The sequence below is a fragment of the Bradyrhizobium sp. USDA 4449 genome, assembly GCF_054056275.1.
Map to the genome: position 1 here is coordinate 5,865,320 of NZ_JBSRYD010000001.1, position 20,339 is coordinate 5,885,658.

Sequence of the window (20,339 nt, forward strand, 5' to 3'; positions counted from 1 at the left end):
ACCGAGCCATCGCCGCCACATCCCACGGCCGAGGGTATGTCGGCTTTCAGGGTTAGACCGGACCCAAATTAAACCGGACCAAACCGTCGCGATTGACCCATCTCAATTGCCAGCGTTTGGTAGTAATGATGAGGCGAGACAAAGGCCGCAGCCCGCGGCGCTAGGGCAGAAGCTCCCCGGAAAGGAAAGCGGAAGGCACGATCGTTTCCTTCTCTTCGGTCATGTGCTAGACGGAAAATGTTCGCCGACGCCGAGGATGTCTACGCCGAGCGGCGCGTGAGAAGCTCGGTTACCACGTGTGGGACGAAGACATGCGCTCCTGCAAAACGTGCGGCACGAAAGTCCAGGCTGACGACATTTTCTGCTTAGGTGTAGCGACGACTTACGGCTGCAAGGGGTGCAGTGGACGGCTTCAATCGAAGAGTCCGCCTGCTTTCAATGGCTGGCGCAGTGTCAGCCGCGGTTGGCGTTCCCGATCGATGCCCCGGAGGAAACTCCCTACCTCGCGTTTGAATATGGCTGGAAGGTCGTCAACAGGCTCTACAACGAACTCAAGGTGCCCAAGCAAACCGATCCTCAGAACGGAAAGAAGCGGAAGGCAAACGCCAAGGAATCACTGCTCTACCTGATGAAGCACTTCGGCGTAACGGATAGGATTGTCGATGAGAACCGCGGCCGCATCGACAATCTCTGCGATTGCGTTCTGGAGAAGCGCGACTCGGGACGAAGGTGGGAAAAGCGAGGCTATGTCACTTTCGACGATCCCGTGGAAGAAGGCCCGAAACACGCGCAGCAGGACGGTAAGCCCCCCGAAGCAAGCAAGGCGACCACAATCGCGCTCCGCGACGCGCTGAAGACTAATGATAGCGCGAACGTCGCAAGCGCGCTCGCCGACTGGCTTCTCAGCGTCCGGAACGCCCGCGTACACGCCATGGTTTGCAGCTGTTCTGACGGCAGGCGGACGCCAGCGCGCATTGGCGACTATCACAGCGACTATGAAATCAAAGAGACCGCCGCCCAGATACTGCTCGCGACCGGCAAAATCCTGCTCAGCGCGAAGACGCGCATGCGACGCGAGGAGGTCGAAGCACTCGTCCGGTCGAGAATGAAGCAGATCATGAAGGAAATCCGCGAACGGGTCACGAAATGGTAGCAGTCGAGGTGACGGGCAAAGGCGCATGGTCGTGCTCTGACCGAAGGTGTGGATCCATCCCCGCGCTCGCTGGGCATAAGTAGGACGAAAGGGCGTTGTCGCGCGAGTTGCCGATGCGGTTGCCCCCAGTCACTGCGCCTTAGCTGCCGTGGGGCCGCATCCAGGTGAACCAAGACCCGACGCGCCACCTTGGACTGGCATGGCAAGCGGCAATTCTCGAACTGCGGGCAGAACTGCCAGGAGTGTGTATCTGACGCGCGCACGCCCTTTGGGGTGTTTCGAGCCGCGCTCCTTGCCGCGGCGCATGAGCCGGAATTGACCCCGCTGACAGCTCGTCTTATCGAGGCACCTTGTAGTCCTTACGCTTGCCTTGGCTCAGCTCGAAGGCCCCTATCCTACCCTCCGATCGTCCAATGAGATTACCTTGGTGCCAGTCAGAAATGCGGCCCAATCTTTCATCAGTGCTCGTCGGTTCTCGAGTTTCTGGCCACGTTGATAGGCCGCAGTCGTCTCGCTCTTGTGAGGGATCGTCAGCTTGCCGATGATGATGGGATAGGCGTAACGCTTGAGGGAAGATGCCACTGATCGCGATGCTTCTCGCTCCAGCTCGACAGTTGGCCCGCCTCTTCGCGTGCGTTTCGTCGTTCTTGGACGATGTAGAGACCTTCGCCGTCGGCGTATTTGCCGGGCTTGTTTTGGCGCTCTACGTCAAACGGTTTCAGCCTTCCAGCCATTGTTCTCCGGCAAAACGTCCTCCGAACCCACGGTCTAAAGCTACGGGCAGCGGCCCGATTAGGGAGAACACCGGCGAAGTGCGAAGTACCTTCTTTCGGCCCAAGTCACTGATTTTGCTGTGGACTTCGAACGACTGCGAACAGTGGAGAACTGAGCGGCCCGAGACATAGGTGACAGAACGTACCGGACACATGGGTTACACTTTCCGCTTTTGTTCTGCGGGAGGTGTGGATGCCGTGGAAAGCGAGTTCGGTAATGGAGGAGCGCCTTCGCTTTGTCGCCCGCCTGTTGGACGGGGAAGCCATGACGGATGTCTGCCGGGAGTTCGGCATCTCCCGTAAGACCGGCTACAAGATTTTCGATCGCTACAAGGAACATGGGCTGGAGGCGCTGAGCGACCGCTCCAGGCGGCCGGTTCGCTACGCCAATCAACTGCCGGCTCAGATCGAGACGCTGATTGTCCAGCTCAAGGCCGAGAAGCCGCATTGGGGGGCCCGCAAGATCCGCGAACTCCTGGTGCGACGGCTCGATGGCGATGTCCGGGTGCCGGCCAAAAGCACCATTCATGCGGTGCTCGATCGCCACGGCCTGGTTAGGCGGGGCGGCGGGCCGCGCCATCGCGCGCGCGGTACGTCGCTATCGCAAGGGACTGCCCCGAACGATGTCTGGTGCGCCGACTTCAAAGGCGAGTTCAAGCTTGGCAACGGCCATTACTGCTTCCCGCTGACCGTCAGCGATCATGCCGCGCGCTTCCTGCTGCTGTGCGAGGCGCTCGACTCCACGCGCGAGGAGCCTGCCATGACCGCCTTCGAGCGCTTGTTCCGCGAGCGCGGCCTGCCGCTTGCCATTCGGTCCGACAATGGCGTGCCGTTTGCCAGTCCCAACGCCTTGTTCAATCTTTCCAAGCTCTCGGTGTGGTGGCTCCGCCTCGGTATCGCCATCGAGCGCATCAAGCCAGGTCATCCACAACAAAATGGTCGGCACGAGCGCATGCACCTCACCCTCAAGAAGGAGGCCACCAGGCCGCCTGGCTTCAACAGCCTGCAACAGCAGGAGCGCTTCGATGCCTTCGTGCACGAGTTCAATACCGAGCGCCCCCACGAGGCGCTCGGCATGAAGTGTCCTGCCGAGGTCTACACGGCTTCAGCGCGGGCCTATGCCGGCCTGCCGGAGTTGAGCTATCCCTTCCACGACCGCGACGTCGTCGTCACGGCCTGCGGCCGCCTCTGCCTGCATCGCAAGAGGATCAACATCTCAACCGTCCTGGCTGGCCAGAAGCTCGGCATCAAGGAGGTCGACGAGGGCATTTGGCTCGTCAGCTTCATGCATTACGATCTCGGCTATTTCGATCTCGAACAGAAGACCTTGCAACCTCTCGACAACCCGTTCGGTCCGAAGCCCATCACCGATGTCTCAGCCACGACCACGGCACCCTGACGCAGACGCGCTCTTGTGCATTCTTGGCATGGAAAGCCACTTGCTTGGCTCCGCTGTCGCGGTCAACCCCCAAAGCCCGAAGGGGCGCGGCACGCGCGGGGTTGACGGCGATAGCGCAAGCCAAGCAAAAATAGCCGTGCGATGAATGCGTCACCTGAAAGCAGCAGATTGCAGGCCATCGGCCTCAATTTGAAGCGAACTTGGAGCAGATGACTTTGAAACCCCGCGACAACCCGATCGGCACGAGGTTGTCACCCATCTCTTAGGTACGGTTCGTTACCCATCTCTCCGGGCCGGACAAACAATATACTGGCGGAAGGGGTGGGATTCGAACCCACGGTACCCTTGCGGGCACGCCGGTTTTCAAGACCGGTGCCTTAAACCACTCGGCCACCCTTCCAGCGCAGGAAGATCAGGCACTTAGCTAAAGGCGGCATCGAACGCAAGGCGAACTTGGACCCAAACTGGCCTGGGCCATTCTGGAGGTGCCTCAGCAGCCGCGCAACATCAACAGGCACCTGCTGTGGCTTGCGAGCGAGTGGGGTTTAGACGCGCCCCCGAAGGGGGCCGGACAGCATCGGAGGCGCTGAGCGGCTACTTGCCAGCGTCACCGCATCAGCTTCGACTGGATGCTCACTGGCTGTCCCGTGGATCTCAAGAAGATGGTCGACGAGCGCCGCGGGCGGCAGGCCGCACTACAAGGCACCGCGACCATTGTGGCGAAGCATGCCCAGTTCACGATCGGGCAGCAGGCGATCGTGACGCGGAGATCAGGCGCATACGGGTGGATCGCACATGAAGGGCCGCCGCCGAACCCACTGGAAGCGTGACCGGCACCGGCTTCATGACTCACCGGCTACGGCTGAAGCGATAACGGCCAAGGGCCCGCCGGTATCCAAGTCGGCGGGCTTCTCTCTTGCGGCCCTCTCGGGCGACCAGTTTAATGCTCTCGATCACTGGGAGGATTGCGATGCAGAAATTGATTACGGCGGCCGCATTGGCTGCCGCGCTTGTACTTGCAGCATGTGGGAGAGAGCCCGGGCCAAAGGGTGATCCAGGACCCCAGGGGCCGGCCGGCCCGCAAGGTGCCCAAGGGATTCAAGGTGTGCCAGGACCTCAGGGGCCAGCAGGAGCGCAAGGACCCCAAGGACCGCAGGGACCGAAAGGTGACAAGGGAGACAAGGGCGATGCCGCGCCGGTCAATATCCGAGCGGTGCAGGCCGACGGCGCGGTCAATTGCGACGGCAGCGAAACGCTTGTGTCGGTCTTCTGCCCCAGTGGCGGCAGCGCGGATGGCGCAAAGTGCAGCACTTCGCCGACAATTGGTCTTTGCCTGAAAAAGTGAAACTGGAGCAGCGCCCGCCGGTTCGCGCCGGCGGGCTACTTCTCATGCAAGGCAGGACACAATCGCTAAAACAACGTCGGCGCCCAGGTCTGCGGAATACGCCGAAAACACGACGCCGGCGATGAGCGCGACAGCAATCACTTTGAAAACAATCATTTGGAATTCCCCTCTTCAATTCAGGTGCGCAAGGTTAGGCCGGATCCGTTTCCGTCGTGCTTCACGGACACACCGAATGACTTCGTACACGTGGTCGTGATGAATCGGGAAAAACAGGCAATTTTTCAACGCGCGTGCTACTATGCAACCTATTTTAGAGGTTTGCATTAGGAGCTACCCCATTGCCAGCAAGTATCGAATCGATTGTTTCTGCCTATGTGCGTTTGAAGAACCGGCAAGCCCTGGAAGACATGCGAGAGCTTCGGCGCCAGTTGCTCGACGCGCTTCACTCAACATCCAGCATCAACACGGATCAGTCTCGAGATTCGATCCTCGAGGACCTCCGCGTGATCGAGGATGGGCTAGAGCAGCTCCAGCCGCGCTAGTCGAAAAACTCCGCAGCATGCGGCAGGATGCGATCAAGCGGGCAGACCCAAGCGGACAGACCAATGCCGCTTCAGCTCAGAGAAAAAGGCCCCGGCTTCACCAAAGGAAAAGTGAGCTGGGGCAAGGTCGCGCATGCCGCAGGCTGTGCAGACAAACCGGGGCTCGTATCCTGATCTCATCCGGCCATCGGTCGACGTAGTCAGCCGTAAGCTTGAGTTGTGGCTGCAGCGATAGTCCTGGCAGAACACGAGGAGATCGCGCACACCTGTTGACCGGAGCTCGCCCAGCGTGATCTTGAGCAGGCGGCCGTCACGTTCGGTGCGGTCCTCGAGCCAAGGGCGTGACATGCCGCCATGGAAGCGCGGCGCCGATCGCATCGAGCGCGAGCACCACCGGAACCGACTACGTGGCGTGCGAGAGGATTTGAGGGAATTATCGGTTGAAGCCGATAAACAGATGAAGAATGGCCATGCCGAAACGTCTGGTGATCTGGAAGGCGCCCGAAATTTCGGCCAGCCCGATAAAGAACAGCCCATAAAAATAAGGCGTATAGCGCGGCTCCAATGCAAGGATCGGCGCTGCGAACCGTCTCCTGACCGGTTCGCGGTTGATAACGATGCTGGTTGCGATGCCGATCAAGGCGCCGACAAGCACGTCGCTCGGATAGTGGATGCCGAGGTAGACCCGCGCCACCGCAACGAACGTGGCGAATAGTCCGAAGAACAGGCCCCACCATCGCGAAATCAGCCAGAAGCTGGCGGCGATGGCAAAGAGATAGGTTGCGTAGTCACTCGGGAAGCTGCTCCAGTTTTCGAGGTCTGGGTGCCAGGGCGATGCCATGCTCGGCGGGTTGGCCCCGATGCTGTACATCGGGCGCTCGCGAAAGGGCACCAGCGTGGATAGCGCGCGATTGATGATCAGCGATGCGGCGACCACCAGCAACATGGTCAGAACCGTTTCGCGCCGCCGCGGCATTTCCTTGTCAGGCCAGTACCACAACAGGCCCACGATGCCCATGAAGAGCGCACCCTTGAGTATGTCAATACTGTTAACGACGATCCGGTCCAGTGCCGGACTCCAGCCGCAGAAATCGTTCAAGGCTCGGAAGATCGAGACGTCGAGTCCGACTAGAAAATCTGTCACAGGTTGCCTTGCCTCCGCGTCGACCAAATGATCTAGATCAATCGAAGAAAGCACCCAGGGCGCCCCGCGCGGATTAGGCGTGGCTCTTGAACCAGTCGAGCACGAACAGCCGGATCGCGAACGACAGGTTGCCCTGCTGGCGGTTGCGGTCAATGTCACTAACCAGATCCGATAGTGTCATGTTGCGCTGGCTGGGAATCTCCTTCATGCCCGTCCAGAACGCCTCTTCCGGGCTGACACCGGACTTATGGCCGCCGACGACGATCGATCGTTTCACGATGGGCGATCTCATGCCTATTCCTCGCGCTCGACATGCGGGAATCTATTTCGGCGAGCAGTCGAAAAGCGGCCCGCCGGTTCACGCTGGCGGCCCCTCCGAACAGGCGTCAGTTCTGGCTCGGCGGTGCAGGGCCTCGATGGCTTTCCGATAATACTCTGCCACGCTGAGAAGAGCCTCTCGCTCGAGATCGAGGGAAGCGATGACCGCATGTTCTCTGCATGCCCTTTCGAGCCTGCGGAATTCCTTCAATTCCCGCTTCAACGCTAGCTCCAAGCCCGAGGCGACACGTCCAGAATTGAAACGTCAATCTAGCCAATTGCCGAAAATTCCCGCAACACAAATATCAACCATGGCGCGAAACGTCGCACCGCCAGGTCGGCTCGCGGAGCCAAATTGAATTCGGCCAGGCCGCCTAGCCTCGGCGATGGCCGCCGCGGCACGCTCCAAGAGAGCTTCCGTTTCGCCGAGCCATTCCCTGTTATTAACATGGGTTAAGACCGGTTCCCGAGCTCGATCACGCGGGGCCGCTTCGGTTGAACTTCTTTGGATTCCATCTTCCCCGAGGGGAAGACCGAATGAGGCGCCTGACCCGGCAGATTATTGTTACGACAGCCGATGGGGTCCGTACCATATCGACGGATGGGACGATGCCGTCAGGCGCTTGTGGTTCACGATCTTCCCTGGCCTCCTTGAAAGTTGATTGCGCCGCATATGCATGACGAGAGTGCTCGGATCCGGGGCTTACGGTGACAGTGCACCCAACTCACAGCATCCGACTGCGGCTTGGCGGTCTAGCGTTGAGAGTTGTGTGCTGAGCCAATGAGGATTTCGTAGGCTCGTTCGGCTTGTTCCTTCGTCAAGTTGGCTGCTATGTCCGTTCCGATCAGCGCCGGTCCCTTGCGCTCTCGATCGTAGACCATCCAACCGAGACCTCCCATCCGAACGAGAAATCTGCGCGCTGGCAGTGCATTTTCACTCACCATAACCCCTTGACCCACTTCCCTGACGGTCTGGCGAGTAGACGGCGCGCATTTTCAGATTGCATCAATGTATGTGAATCCAACTTGGGAAAATTAGGCAAGGGAACTGTGCGAAAGCGAACGGAGCCGGCCTTCGATCTGCGTCTAGGCTGGTCCCTGCTTGGTGTAAGCTAGCCAAGCACCTCCAGCGGCCCCGGCCTCTACCTCAAAGCCCCCCACCGTGGCCGGGGCCGTCCTGCCTGTCATTCTGGTAGGCGATGATTGCAAGCCGTGCGTCCCCCCGGCTCGACGTCGGGCCGAACTCGGCGGCTCAACTGTCGCAGCCTCGCAGACGAGGCGTCGGTGATGCAAGGCAACGCGACGTTATGGATGTCCGTATCGGGCTCCGCCCTCACCTCACCCTGTCAGGCAAGCGTCAGGCTGGTGCTCTAGTTTCAAACTGCACTTGGGGCCAGTCATCGCAGCTGCCCCGTCAGCCATGCCTGATATCGGCGACACCGCCCAGGGTGTCGCTGGTGGCGAGGCCCGGTTGGATTCGCCTCCATTTCCGGGCCTCGTTTGGCTTCTCCGCAAAAGAAAACGCGGCGCCCCGAGGGACACCGCATGAAGTCTGTTTGTTGCGATCTGTTGCGTTGGCTCAGTAGCCGCAATGGCCGCAAGCAGGCTGCACCGGTGCGTAATAGGAATAACCCGGCGAGACCATCTCGGTGCGCTGGCGCGTGGCGTATTGCGGGGGGATGTGCTCGTACTGGACACCAGGGGGCGCCACCATCACGGTCTGCGGAACCATCACGGTGCGGTATTGCGCCGGCGTGCGGTGCGCGACGGTCGCACCTGGCGACACCATCACGGTCTCGTCGACGGTGCGGTATTGCGGAGCGACGTATTGCTGCTGATAGCAGGTCTGGCACGGCGGCGGCGGTGCGTAGCAATTGTAGCAGCCGGCGGAGGCAGCGCTCGTCATCGCAATCGCGGCGACCGCGGCAGAGAAAACGACAGCAAGAGTACGAGACATTATGGTGGTGCCCCAATTGCCCGAAATGGATTTGCGAAGGTCGCCGCAGTATACGCCGCAAAATCCGGATCTGCCGAAGTTCGTCGGGGCATCCTTAATGCGAACGGCCGGCTTGCGCCGGCCGTTCAGGACTCGTTGACCATGCGACCCCGCGTGACCGCGAAACTCGCGATCGCGCGCGCCTCGGGTCTACTTGCTGCGACGCTTCACTTCGCGCACGGCACCGCGCGCAGCACTCGTGGTGAGCGCGGCGTAGGCCTGCAGCGCGGTGGAGACATTGCGCTTGCGCGCAGCCGGCTGCCAGGCGGCATCGCCCTTCGCCTCCTCCTCCGCGCGGCGATTGGCAAGCTCCTCATCGGAAACCTCGAGCGTGATGCTGCGGTTCGGGATGTCGATCGCGATGCGATCACCGGTGCGGACGAGGCCGATGTTGCCGCCTTCGGCGGCTTCCGGCGAGAGATGGCCGATCGACAGACCGGAGGAGCCGCCCGAGAAGCGTCCGTCGGTAACGAGCGCACAGGCTTTGCCGAGCCCCATCGATTTCAGATAGCTGGTCGGATACAGCATTTCCTGCATGCCGGGACCGCCGCGCGGGCCCTCGTAGATGATGACCACGACCTCGCCGGCGACGACCTTGCCGCCGAGGATGCCGTCCACCGCGGCGTCCTGGCTCTCGAACACGCGCGCGGGCCCGGAGAATTTCAGGATCGACGAGTCGACGCCCGCGGTCTTCACGATACAGCCGTCCTGCGCGAGGTTGCCGTAGAGCACGGCGAGGCCGCCGTCCTTGCTGAAGGCGTGCTCGAGATTGCGCACCACACCCTTCTCGCGATCGCTGTCGAGCTCGTCGTAACGGCGCTCCTGGCTGAACGCGACCTGCGTCGGGATGCCGCCCGGTGAGGCGCGATAGAAGGTTCTGATAGCCTCGCTCCTGGAGCGCTTGATGTCCCAGCGCTCCAACGCCTCGTTCATGGTCGGCGCGTGCACGGTCGAGACCGAAGTGTCGATCAGCCCGGCGCGATCGAGCTCGCCGAGAATGCCCATGATGCCACCGGCACGGTGCACGTCCTCGACATGGACATCGGCGACCGACGGCGCAACCTTGCAGAGCACGGGCACCCGACGCGATAGCCGGTCGATGTCCTGCATGGTGAACTTGACCTCGCCTTCATGCGCCGCCGCCAGAAGATGCAGCACGGTGTTGGTCGAGCCCCCCATCGCGATGTCGAGCGTCATCGCATTTTCGAACGCCTTGAAATTCGCGATGTTGCGCGGCAGCACGGATGCATCGTCCTGTTCGTAGTAGCGGCGCACGAGATCGACGATGGTGTGGCCGGCCTCGACGAACAGGCGCTTGCGGTCGGCGTGGGTGGCGACGACCGTGCCATTGCCTGGGAGCGCCAGGCCGAGTGCCTCGGTCAGGCAGTTCATCGAGTTGGCGGTGAACATGCCCGAGCACGAGCCGCAGGTCGGGCACGCCGAGCGCTCGATCACCTTGACGTCGTCGTCGCTGACCCTGGAGTCCGCCGCAGCGACCATGGCGTCGATCAGATCGACGGCCTTGGTCTTGCCAGCGAGCTTGACCTTGCCGGCTTCCATCGGGCCGCCCGAGACGAACACGGCGGGGATGTTGAGCCGCAGCGCCGCCATCAGCATGCCGGGCGTGATCTTGTCGCAATTGGAGATGCAGACGAGGCCGTCGGCGCAATGCGCGTTGGCCATGTACTCGACGCTGTCGGCAATCAGCTCGCGCGACGGCAGGCTGTAGAGCATGCCGTCATGGCCCATGGCGATGCCGTCATCGACAGCGATGGTGTTGAACTCTTTTGCCACGCCGCCGGCCTGCTCGATCTCGCGGGCGACGAGCTGGCCGAGGTCCTTGAGATGGACGTGGCCGGGCACGAACTGGGTGAAGGAGTTCACGACCGCAATGATCGGCTTGCCGAAATCGCCGTCCTTCATGCCCGTCGCGCGCCAGAGGCCGCGCGCGCCCGCCATGTTGCGGCCGTGGGTGGTGGTGCGGGAGCGATAGGCTGGCATGGCGGTTTCCGTCCTCGGGTTTGGCTGCCTGAGCGGGAAATATGGAGCCGCCTCAGGCCGTTCGGCCGGATAGCGCACAGGCCCGGCGCGCGCAACGGGAACTTGTCGTCAACCGGCCGGGATCGGCCGATCGCAGGCCTCCCCTGCTCCCGACGCGGTCCCGTTGCTAACCCGAATGAAGCGCAGCGCGATCCGGGGCGCGCCGCTTTCGCTATCGCAGGATCGCGATAGCGAAAGCGGAGCGCGTGAAGCTGCAAGGCGCGATTTCTCGCCGGGCCGAGCGCGCGCGCAGGCTCACGCATTCGCGCGCCGATCAAGCGCATTTTGGTCCGTAGTGCTCCGGAATGGAATCCTATCGAGACCTCGCGTACATCACGCTCATCGATCGGCGGCCACTTCCAAGGGCATCACCTCTGATCGCGCTACATGGGGTTGGGGGACCGCATGGGGCGGGGGTTGAAGGCTGGGGCAAGGTGACGAGGTCCGGACTCCTAGGCACTCCGGACCTCGGTACTTTCTACATCGCAACTTCGCGCCGCCGGCTTGATCAGCCGTGCGGCGCGAAGTCGTTTTGGGGCCGCCCCATCCGATATCGGGATTACTTCGGCACGTTCCGCTCGAGATCCTCGAGCCACGCCGCCGCGCTCGAATCCGAGGGCGCCCGCCAGTCCCCACGCGGCGACAACGAGCCGCCGGCCGAAACCTTTGGCCCGTTCGGCATCGCCGAGCGCTTGAACTGGCTGAAGGCGAAGAAGCGGCGCAAGAACACCTCAAGCCAGCGCCGGATTTCCGGGAGATCGTACGCCTTACGCTTGTCGGCCGGGAATGCCGGCGGCCATTCGCCCTTTGCGACGTCCTTCCAGGCCTGCAACGCCATGAAGGCGATCTTGGACGGCCGCAAGCCGAAGCGCAGCGTGTAGAACAGGTTGAAATCCTGCAGTTCGTAAGGCCCGACGGAGGCTTCCGTGCTCTGCGGCTTCTCGCCCGGCTTGACCGGAACCAGCTCCGGCGAGATTTCGGCCGACAGGATCGAGGCCAGCGTTCCGTTCACATCGCCGCTGAACTGTTTCGAGCCGATCACCCAGCGGATCAGATGCTGGATCAGCGTCTTCGGCACGCCGGCGTTGACGTTATAATGCGCCATCTGGTCGCCGACGCCGTAGGTGCACCAACCGAGCGCGAGCTCGGAGAGATCGCCGGTCCCGATGACGATGCCGCCGTGATGGTTGGCGAGCCGGAAGAGATAGTCCGTGCGCAGGCCCGCCTGAACGTTCTCGAAGGTGACATCGTAGACCTTGTCGCCCGAGCCGAAGGGATGGCCGATGTCCTTGAGCATCTGCGTGGCCGTGGTGCGGATGTCGAGTTCCTGCCAGGTCGTCTTGAGCGCCTGCATCAGCGCCAGCGCATTGGTCTTGCTCTCGCTGCCGGTGGCAAAGCCAGGCATGGTGTAGGCCAGAATGTTCTCGCGCGGCAGGCCGAGCAGGTCGACGGCCTTGGCGGCGACGATCAGCGCGTGCGTGGAGTCGAGACCGCCTGAGACCCCGATCACCACGCGCTTGGTGCCGGTGGCGCGCATGCGCTGCACGAGGCCCGCGACCTGGATATTATAGGCCTCGTAACAATCCTGCTCGAGCAGGCTCTCGTCGCTCGGCACGAACGGGAAGCGCTCGACCTTGCGCAGGAAGCCGATGTCGGCCGCCGGCGGATTCAGGGAGAACGTGATCTTGCGGTAGAAGCCCTCGCGCTGGCGGCGGTTGTCGTCGAACGTGCCCATCAGGGCGCGCTCCTGCCTGAGCAGGTCGAGATCGACGTCGGCCAACGTGATCTGGCCGTCCTGCCTGAAGCGCTCGCCCTCGGCCAGCAGCACGCCGTTCTCATAGATCGAGGTCTGGCCGTCCCAAGCGAGGTCGGTGGTGGATTCCCCTGCCCCCGCGGCGGAATAGACATAAGCCGCGAGGCAGCGCGCGGAGGTGGACTGACACAACAGCGCACGCGAGCGCGCCCGGCCGATCGTGATCGGGCTGCCCGAGAGGTTGATCAGCACGCTCGCGCCCGCCAGCGCAAGCTCGGAGGCCGGCGTCACCGGGATCCACATGTCCTCGCAGATCTCGACGCCGACGGTGAGGCCGGGAAAGTCCTCCGCCGCGAACAGCAAGTCGGTTCCGAAGGGTGCGTTCAGTCGGCCGAACGCGATCATCTCTCCCGCAATCCCGGCGCCGGAGGCGAAATGGCGTCCCTCGTAGAATTCGCGATAGGTCGGCAGATAGCTCTTGGGCACGACGCCCAGAATGCTGCCGCGATGGATGACCACGGCGCAGTTGTAGATGCGATGGCCGAAGCGCAGCGGCGCACCGACGATCAGCACGGTCATCAGTGGCGCGGAGGCCTCGACGATCGATGCCAATCCGCGCTCGACCGCATCGAGCAGCGGATCCTGCTTGACGAGGTCCTCGATGGCATAGCCTGAGAGGCACAGCTCGGGAAACACCGATACAGCGACCGATCGCGCGTCGCAGGTTTTTGCTGCCGCGATCACTGCCTTCGCATTGGCCGAGGGATCGGCCACATGGGAGGTGGTGACGCAGGCTGCCACCCGCGCAAATCCGTGGGCGTAGATCGAGTGGAAGCTCATCGCGCAAAGGACCCTTGACCTTGTCGGACCGGCCGCCGCCGGCTCCAGCCTCTATGTAGCCCATCGACGGGGTCCCGTGCAGGCCATCGGCCATCATGCATAACGGACTTGCAAGCCACGCCTGATGTCAGGCGCTGCGCGCCAGCGCGCTGGAGAGGTCGTTGTGCAGCCATTCGGCGATCCGGGGCCAGGCATAGGCGTGCGTCCGCGCGCCCATGAACAGGCCGAGATGGTTGCTGGGCTCCGAAGCCGCGGCAATGAAAGCTGGTGGCGTGCCCACGAGTTTGACCGTGGCGAGCGCCTGCGCGGGCGGCACGACATCGTCGTCCAGTCCGGCCAGTAGGAAAATGGGCGCCTTGATGTCGCTCAGGTCGATCGCATGGCCTAGCGCCGTGAAACGCCCCGATGCGATGCGGTTCTCGCGGAAGATCCAGTTGACGATCTGGAGGTAATAGGTCCCCGGCAGATTGAGCGTCTCGGCGTTCCAGCGATCGAAGCGCGCCAGCAGGGCCGCGCCCTCCTCGTCCGAGAGGTCTTGCTGCAAGGCCGCCGCGATGTCGTCGCGCTCAGGCGTCTTCGACCAGACGTGCAGCATCTCGTCGCCGCTGACATTGCCGCCGCCGCGCGCGACGAGCTGATCATAGACCATCTCCGGCGCGTTGCGGGCGAGTTGCGACAGCCTGGACTCGACGGAGAGATCGACCGGCGCGCCTGCCAGCACCAGCCGCCGCACCTTGGCGGGGAAGCGCGCCGCATAGAGCAGCGACAGCCAGCCGCCCTGGCACAGTCCGATCAGATCAACGGGCGCGCCGATCTCGTCGATGGCGATGTTGAGATCCGACAGATAGCTGTCGATCGAGAGATAGCGCATGTCAGGGCTGGCCGAGCGCCAGTCGGTGAGATAGACGCGATCGATGCCGCCCTGTTGCAGCGATTGCACCACGCTGTGGCCGGGCGCAAAATCGGCGATCAGGGCCCGATGCAGCGCGTAAGGCGCGCAAACCAGGACTGGCTGGCCGGATCGCGCCCGCGCGCAATCGCGCAGCCGCATGGTGGCAAGCTCCAGCGCCACCGTGCCCGGCGTGGTCCAGGGCAGCTCGCTCTCGCCTTGCTCCACTGAGCCGCGCTCCAGCCACCAGAAGCAGGCGTCCATGGCCAGCCGTGCCGCCGCAAACGGCCACAGCACGGGGTCGCCCTGGACTTGGTCCGATCCGCCGGGCTGCCGGCCGGTTTTCTCCACCGCCATCACGCCGTGATCCTCACAGGAATGCCTCCAGGCTGACGACGGAAATGCCGAGTTGCTTGAAACTGCGATGGGTCGCCGCAACCGAGCCATCGAGATCGATGCCGCGGCAGGCATCCTCGATGACGGCAACCTCGAACCCCGCCTTGCGCGCATCCTCGGCGGAAAAGCGCACGCAGAAATCCAGCGCAAGACCGGCGACGAAGACGGCCCCCAGCTCGCGCTCGCGCAGATAGCCGAGCAGGCCGGTCGGCGTCCTCTTGTCGTTCTCAAGCAGCGCGGAATAGGAATCGATCCCGCGGCGAAAGCCCTTGCGCACCACCAGGTTGGCGCTGGTGACATCGAGATCCCGATGGAATTGGGCGCCCGCCGTACCCTGCACGCAATGCGCCGGCCACAGCACCTGGGTGCCGTAGTCGAGCTCGATGGTCTGAAACGGCTGCTTGCCCTGATGGTTCGGCGCGAACGAGACATGGTCGGCGGGATGCCAGTCCTGCGTCAGCACGACGTTGGCGAATTTTTGGGCAATGCGGTTGATGGCGGGCACCACCTTCTCGCCGCCGGGGACCGCCAGCGCCCCGCCCGTGCAGAAATCGTTCTGCACGTCGATCACCAGCAGCACGTCGCGATCGGATATCTTCATCGCTGGCCTCATTTGGTCCGCCCGGCGCAATGGGCGCCGGCCGTTCTCGTCAATGTCGATCTTCCCGCGCTGCTTCGCAACCGCTGCCATCCCTGCAACGATGTCCGGGCGCGGCCGGGCACTCGGCCCCCGGGTGCAACGCTTTGGCGCGGTCCGTGTTACTAATTGTACCCCAGCGCGGATTCTCTGGTATCCGCGACATCAGGATTGGATCGAAGGACGGGAGGAGAAAGGTTCCGCGGCTTGCACGGCCACGGCAGCCTGATGGTCATGAGTTTCGGCAAGGCAGGAAACATTCTTCTCGCCGATATCGGCGGAACCAATGCGCGCTTCGCGCTGAGCAATGGCGAGCAGATCGGATCGATCGACTATGTGAAAGTCGCCGACCATCCGACGGTTCGCGAGGCCATCAGCGACGTGCTCCGGCGGGCCGACAGCGACAGGCCGGTCCGGGCGGTGCTTGCCGTGGCCGGTCCCGTGACCAATAACCGCTGCGTCATGACCAACAGCCCCTGGGTCATCGACGGCAACGAGCTCCAGCCGGCGCTCGGCTTCGACAGCGTCCATGTGCTCAACGATTTCGAGGTGGTGGCCTGGTCGCTGCCCGCTCTTCAGCCGGCCGACCTGATCCCGCTCGGCGGACAGGATGGCATGTCCGGGGAGCCGCTGCTGGTGGTCGGGCCCGGGACCGGTTTCGGCGTCTCCTGCCTGGTCGAGCGCCACGGCTCCCGGCTCGCCGTGGTCACGGAAGCCGGTCACGCGACCCTGCCGGCCGAGAATGAGCGCGAGGAGCGGGTCATCGCCGCCATGCGCCGGCGCTTCGGCCATGTCTCGATCGAGCGCGGCGCCCTCTCCGGCTCCGGGCTGCAATCCCTCTATGAGGCCATGGCCGAGATCGATGAAGCCCAGGTTCCGCAACGCGATGCGGCTGGCATCACCAGGGCGGCGCTGGACGGGAGTTGCGCGCTCAGCCGCGCGACGCTCGAGATGTTTTGCGCCATCCTCGGCTCCGTGGCCGGCAACCTCGCGGTGACCTTTGGCTCCAGGGGCGGCGTCTACATCGCCGGCGGGATAGCGCCGCGCTTTCCGGAGTTCCTCGCGGCCTCCGCCTTCCGCGCGCGGTTCGAGGCCAAGGGGCGGTTCCAGGACTATCTCCGCAACATCCCGACGCGCCTCGTCATGAAGACCGATGCCAGCTTTATCGGCCTGAAGATGTTCGCCGATCACAATCTGGATTGAGCTGAGCCCGCCTCAACTTCCTGCCGGTCTCGCAATTCACAGCTGGTTGCACTCAAACTGCGGTTCGGCGCGAGATTGCGCTTGCCCCTCAGTTTCCGATGGGAAACAATTCTCGCTGATGTGGCGCAGGTATGCGGGGGCGTGACATGCGTAAGCAGGATGCGGGCTTCGACTATCACCGATATCACCGGCTGCTGACCGAGGCTGACGATGACGACAAGCGGATGGCGCTGATCGAGCTGTTGATCGAGGAGAAGGCCCGGGACCGGTTGGCCGCGCAGCGCGCATCGGACCGCGCCGCCATGACGGCCCATACCATTGCAAGGGTGCTCAAGGCTGGCCGCAACTAACGCTTGCACGGTCCGGCCTCGGTGGCGAGACGTCGGCAATCGATGGCGATTCCGTTAAGGATCCCTGGCAATCCTGCGTCAAACTTTTTGCTCTAAGAATCCCTCACCTGATGCAGTTTCAGGATCAACAAAGGGGGGAATGAACATGAGCATGATTTCGCTCGCCGAAATGCCGGCTGCCGTCCAGACCCGGTCGACCGATCATTCTTTTAAATCCATTGCCATCTTCTGCTGCCTGGGCCTCATTGCCTCGTTCAGCCTGATCGCACACGGCGTCGATCTCAGCGCCGGCCTGATGTGAAGCACTGACGGATCCTCCGTCGCAAGATGGCCGTCCCTTCCGGGCGGCCTGTTCGTTCACGCCGCCTCCATCATCGAATAGGTCGGAGCGACGCCGTCGATCAGTGCGGAATTTTGGCCGCCGCATCGGGAAACAGCGAGTCGATCATGATCTTGAGCTGGTCCATCGCGATCGGCTTGCGCAGGATCGGCCTGCGCCGCAGCAGCGACGGCAGCAATTCCGGCCCATAGCCGGTGGCGAACAGGAACGGCTTGCCGCGCCGCTCGATCAGATCGGCAACGGGATCGACGTAAACCCCCATCAGATTGATATCGAGAATGGCGAAGTCGTACTGCGCGGTCATCGCGAAGGCGCTCGCATCTCGTACATTGTCCGCTTCCGCGACGACATGGTGGCCGAGTTCCACCACCATGTCGGCGATCATCATCCGGATCAACGCCTCGTCTTCGACCAGGAAAACGGAGAGTCCGTCCGCCATATCAACCTCGCAGCCACCTTGCGAAGGTAACCATATCCCAAATGCAGGAAGGGTTCACGAATTCGTGGCGCGCGCCGTTAATTTCGGCGCGCGCAATCCGATCCAACTTGATCAATCCAGCCCGCGCTCATGGCTGAGGCGAACCATCTCCTGGATGAATACCTCCTTTTGCTTGTCATCGAGGCTCGAATACAGTGGTTCGGCGGCGTCGGCGACGTTGCGCTGGTCGGCGGCACGGTCGATCAGGAATTGCGCCTCATTGCGCATCTGCTCGATGATGTCATCGGGCGGATCCCGCTTGGCCCGCTCAACGCGCAGGTTGAGCCGCTCTGCGCCGTTGTGCCCGAGATAATGCATGGCGCTGGAGAAGCCGAACCAGTGCTTCTCCTGATCCGGTGTGAGGTTCAGTTCAGACTTGATCCGCTCGATGTAGGAGTCGCTGTTGGCGACAATCTGCTCTGCGGTCAGTTGCGGCGCAGCGGTCTGGGTCAGGACCGTGACATCCTTGTCCTTGGCAGTATCAGCAGGCGCATTCTTGGCCTCCTTGCTGGCTTTGGCTCCCTTGGCGGCCTTTGCCGTCTTGGCATCCTTGTCCTTGTCCTTGTCCTTCGCCGGGCCGGCCTGCTTGGCGTCTTTCGCATCCTTGGACGCGTCCTTGTTGGCGTCCTTGTTCGAGTCCTTGGCAGCCGGCTGCTGGCCGTTGTTATTGCCGACGCCGAGCACACCGGTGAAGACACCGACGACGCCGCCAATCGCGCCGCCGAGCACGCCACCGACAGGGCCGGCAGCCTTGTTGCCCGCCGCAGCCCCGTCCTGGACGCCCTTGACCAAACCTTGTGCATCCGCAACCGCGACCGCGCCAATCAGCGCAGTCAGGACGGACCCGAGCGCGAGCCAGTGTCGCAGGCCAAGCCGCCTGGGCGGCGCCGGGGTGATCATATCGGTCTCCATGTCGATCTGTGTGCCTACTTGCGAAAGGCAGGCCTCCTGCCGGTTGCAACTCTACCGTTTTCGCCACGTCGAGGTCTAGGCGCGGACAACGCTGTCCCCGTTTGAAAGCTGTTCTCGGGCGAAGCGGTGATGCAGGCTCATTCGGAACTGCGGCGTAATTCCGCATGGATTGCTCGCGCGTCGAGGGCGCGATGTGTGCGTCGCAATAAGAGCAACCAAATCTCATCGCTGCGCGCGCTGCCGCCTCTGCATACACAACGTTAGTTCTAGATAGCGCGGCATCAGGCTTTCTCGACAGAGACAAGCAATCATGATCTGATCGCGCTACCAATTTGCTGCGTCTCCTGCGTTATTTGCCGCTGGGACGACGGCCAACAAGAAACGTCCGACAACAATCAAAAACAAACTCGGGAAATTCAGAGGGCGACAGAATAATAAAACAAACCAGGACGAGGAAACGAGATGTCACGAAAGACACTGACGCGACGCCAATTTGTAGCGGCCACTGCAATGTCCTCCACGGCGCTGATCGCGGCGCCCTATGTCCGAGGCGCTTACGCCGCCGGCAAGCTCTCGATCGGCTTCTGGGACCACTGGGTGCCCGGCGCCAATGACGCCTCCACCGCGCTGGTCAAGGAATGGGCCGACAAGGAGAAGGTCGAGGTCTCGATCGACTACATCACCAGCAACAACAAGAAGATCGAGCTGACCGCCGCCGCCGAAGCGCAGGCGAAATCCGGTCATGACATCCTGCAGATGCCGAGCTGGTGGCCGCACGCCTATTCCGAGAATCTCGAGCCGCTCAACGACGTGATGGAGCCGCTCATCAAGCAGAATGGCGAGGTCAACGGCACCGTCAAATATCTGGCGCAGTCGGGCGGCAAATGGCTCGCCGTGCCTGCGACGCCGGGAAGCCAGATCAAGGGCCCCTGCTCCCGCATCGATCTCATGAAGAAGCATGCGGGGATCGACGTGCAGGAGATGTATCCGGTCGGCAGCCCGCCAAAAGACGACAACTGGAACATGGAGACGTTCCTGAAAGCGGCGGAAGCCTGTCAGAAGGCCGGCTTCCCGTTCGGCATCGGACTGGGTGAGACCACCGACAGCGTCGACACGGCGGGTGCGATCTTCCAATCGTTCGGCGCCGAGCTCGTCAACGCCAAGGGCGACGTCACCGTCAAGACCGACGAGGTGCGTCAGGCCCTCGAATACTACAAGAAACTGATCGCCGTGCTGCCGGCGGACGCCCCGTCATGGGACGACGCCTCCAACAATAAATGGCTGATCTCGGGCCGCGGCGCGATGATCCTGAACCCGCCGAGCGCCTGGGCGGTGGCCAAGCGCGATGCCCCCCAGGTCGCCGAACAGTGCTGGACGCATGGCATGCCCGCTGGCCCGAAGGGCCGTTTCGCGCCGTTCCTGCCCTATTTCTGGGGAGTCTGGAGCTTCGGCAAGAACAAGGAGGCGGCCAAGAGCCTGCTCGTCCATCTGTCGTCGCCTGCGGCGATCGAAAAATTCGTGGTGGCCAGCGGCGGGTATGATCTCCCTGCTTACGCCAACATGACGAAGTTCAAGACCTGGGCCGAGGAAGGGCCGCCGAAAGGCACACTGTTCAGCTATCCGGATCCCTATCATCGTCAGACCCTGTCGATTGCCGCCTCGCCGGCGCCGCCGAAGATCGCCCAGCAGATCTACTTCCAGGCCACGCTGACCAAGATGGCGCTGCGCTTTGCGCAGGGCGAGAAGCTGGAAACGGCGCTCGCCTGGGCCGAGGACGAGTGCGAGGGCTTTATGCGAACCTGAGCCTGTCCTGTGCCATGGCGGTTCACGC

At 62.7% G+C, this 20,339-nt stretch carries 17 protein-coding genes and 1 tRNA gene; 8 read left to right on the forward strand and 10 right to left on the reverse strand.

Annotated features, from left to right (window positions below; all coding sequences use genetic code 11):
• The first annotated feature begins 397 nt into the window (after positions 1–397).
• Both ACVIIW_RS27380 and ACVIIW_RS27385 read left to right on the forward strand, forming a co-directional pair.
• On the forward strand, positions 398–1,153 hold the full coding sequence (locus tag ACVIIW_RS27380; RefSeq protein WP_456703585.1) for a hypothetical protein: 756 nt from the start codon (positions 398–400) through the stop codon (positions 1,151–1,153).
• Between the two features lie 966 nt (positions 1,154–2,119).
• On the forward strand, positions 2,120–3,325 hold the full coding sequence (locus ACVIIW_RS27385; RefSeq protein ID WP_456703586.1) for an integrase core domain-containing protein: 1,206 nt from the start codon (positions 2,120–2,122) through the stop codon (positions 3,323–3,325).
• Positions 3,326–3,635: 310 nt separating this feature from the next.
• Here the strand turns inward: ACVIIW_RS27385 and ACVIIW_RS27390 are convergent.
• A tRNA-Ser gene (locus ACVIIW_RS27390) sits at positions 3,636–3,725 on the reverse strand.
• 247 nt (positions 3,726–3,972) lie between these two features.
• On the opposite strand from ACVIIW_RS27390, the gene ACVIIW_RS27395 reads away from it, so the two are divergent.
• Both ACVIIW_RS27395 and ACVIIW_RS27400 read left to right on the forward strand, forming a co-directional pair.
• Positions 3,973–4,155, forward strand: a complete 183-nt coding sequence (locus tag ACVIIW_RS27395) for a hypothetical protein (RefSeq protein WP_456703587.1) — start codon at positions 3,973–3,975, stop codon at positions 4,153–4,155.
• Positions 4,156–5,008: 853 nt separating this feature from the next.
• Positions 5,009–5,212: a hypothetical protein gene (locus ACVIIW_RS27400; RefSeq protein WP_456703588.1), complete on the forward strand. Its 204-nt coding sequence runs from the start codon at positions 5,009–5,011 to the stop codon at positions 5,210–5,212.
• Between the two features lie 433 nt (positions 5,213–5,645).
• Here the strand turns inward: ACVIIW_RS27400 and ACVIIW_RS27405 are convergent, their stop codons facing one another.
• The 7 genes from ACVIIW_RS27405 to pncA all read right to left on the reverse strand — a co-directional run bounded on the left by ACVIIW_RS27405 (position 5,646) and on the right by pncA (position 15,201).
• Positions 5,646–6,410, reverse strand: a complete 765-nt coding sequence (locus ACVIIW_RS27405; RefSeq protein WP_456703589.1) for a phosphatase PAP2 family protein — start codon at positions 6,408–6,410, stop codon at positions 5,646–5,648.
• Positions 6,411–6,429: 19 nt separating this feature from the next.
• Positions 6,430–6,648: a ribbon-helix-helix domain-containing protein gene (locus ACVIIW_RS27410; RefSeq protein WP_456703590.1), complete on the reverse strand. Its 219-nt coding sequence runs from the start codon at positions 6,646–6,648 to the stop codon at positions 6,430–6,432.
• A 1,605-nt stretch (positions 6,649–8,253) separates the two neighbouring features.
• Positions 8,254–8,580, reverse strand: a complete 327-nt coding sequence (locus ACVIIW_RS27415) for a hypothetical protein (RefSeq protein WP_456703591.1) — start codon at positions 8,578–8,580, stop codon at positions 8,254–8,256.
• A gap of 240 nt (positions 8,581–8,820) precedes the next feature.
• Positions 8,821–10,671, reverse strand: a complete 1,851-nt coding sequence (gene ilvD, locus ACVIIW_RS27420; protein WP_456703592.1) for a dihydroxy-acid dehydratase — start codon at positions 10,669–10,671, stop codon at positions 8,821–8,823.
• Positions 10,672–11,269: 598 nt separating this feature from the next.
• Entirely contained in the window at positions 11,270–13,303 is a 2,034-nt protein-coding gene (locus ACVIIW_RS27425; protein WP_456703593.1) for an NAD(+) synthase, read from the reverse strand.
• Between the two features lie 127 nt (positions 13,304–13,430).
• Complete coding sequence (locus ACVIIW_RS27430; RefSeq protein ID WP_456703594.1) at positions 13,431–14,549, reverse strand: alpha/beta fold hydrolase; 1,119 nt, start codon at positions 14,547–14,549, stop codon at positions 13,431–13,433.
• A 13-nt stretch (positions 14,550–14,562) separates the two neighbouring features.
• Positions 14,563–15,201, reverse strand: a complete 639-nt coding sequence (pncA, locus tag ACVIIW_RS27435) for a bifunctional nicotinamidase/pyrazinamidase (RefSeq protein WP_456703595.1) — start codon at positions 15,199–15,201, stop codon at positions 14,563–14,565.
• 258 nt (positions 15,202–15,459) lie between these two features.
• Between pncA and glk the strand changes: the two genes are divergently transcribed.
• From glk to ACVIIW_RS27450, 3 genes are all read left to right on the forward strand, one after another.
• Complete coding sequence (gene glk / locus ACVIIW_RS27440; RefSeq protein WP_456705283.1) at positions 15,460–16,428, forward strand: glucokinase; 969 nt, start codon at positions 15,460–15,462, stop codon at positions 16,426–16,428.
• A 146-nt stretch (positions 16,429–16,574) separates the two neighbouring features.
• Complete coding sequence (locus tag ACVIIW_RS27445) at positions 16,575–16,778, forward strand: hypothetical protein (protein ID WP_456703596.1); 204 nt, start codon at positions 16,575–16,577, stop codon at positions 16,776–16,778.
• Positions 16,779–16,929: 151 nt separating this feature from the next.
• Positions 16,930–17,079 (forward strand): hypothetical protein, encoded by a 150-nt coding sequence (locus ACVIIW_RS27450; RefSeq protein WP_456703597.1) that lies wholly within the window; start codon positions 16,930–16,932, stop codon positions 17,077–17,079.
• 100 nt (positions 17,080–17,179) lie between these two features.
• On the opposite strand, the gene ACVIIW_RS27455 is transcribed toward ACVIIW_RS27450, so the two are convergent.
• Positions 17,180–17,557 (reverse strand): response regulator, encoded by a 378-nt coding sequence (locus ACVIIW_RS27455; RefSeq protein ID WP_456703598.1) that lies wholly within the window; start codon positions 17,555–17,557, stop codon positions 17,180–17,182.
• Positions 17,558–17,668: 111 nt separating this feature from the next.
• Entirely contained in the window at positions 17,669–18,496 is an 828-nt protein-coding gene (locus tag ACVIIW_RS27460; RefSeq protein ID WP_456703599.1) for a Spy/CpxP family protein refolding chaperone, read from the reverse strand.
• Between the two features lie 474 nt (positions 18,497–18,970).
• On the opposite strand from ACVIIW_RS27460, the gene ACVIIW_RS27465 reads away from it, so the two are divergent.
• Positions 18,971–20,311: an ABC transporter substrate-binding protein gene (locus tag ACVIIW_RS27465; RefSeq protein ID WP_092237175.1), complete on the forward strand. Its 1,341-nt coding sequence runs from the start codon at positions 18,971–18,973 to the stop codon at positions 20,309–20,311.
• Positions 20,312–20,339 lie beyond the last annotated feature (28 nt).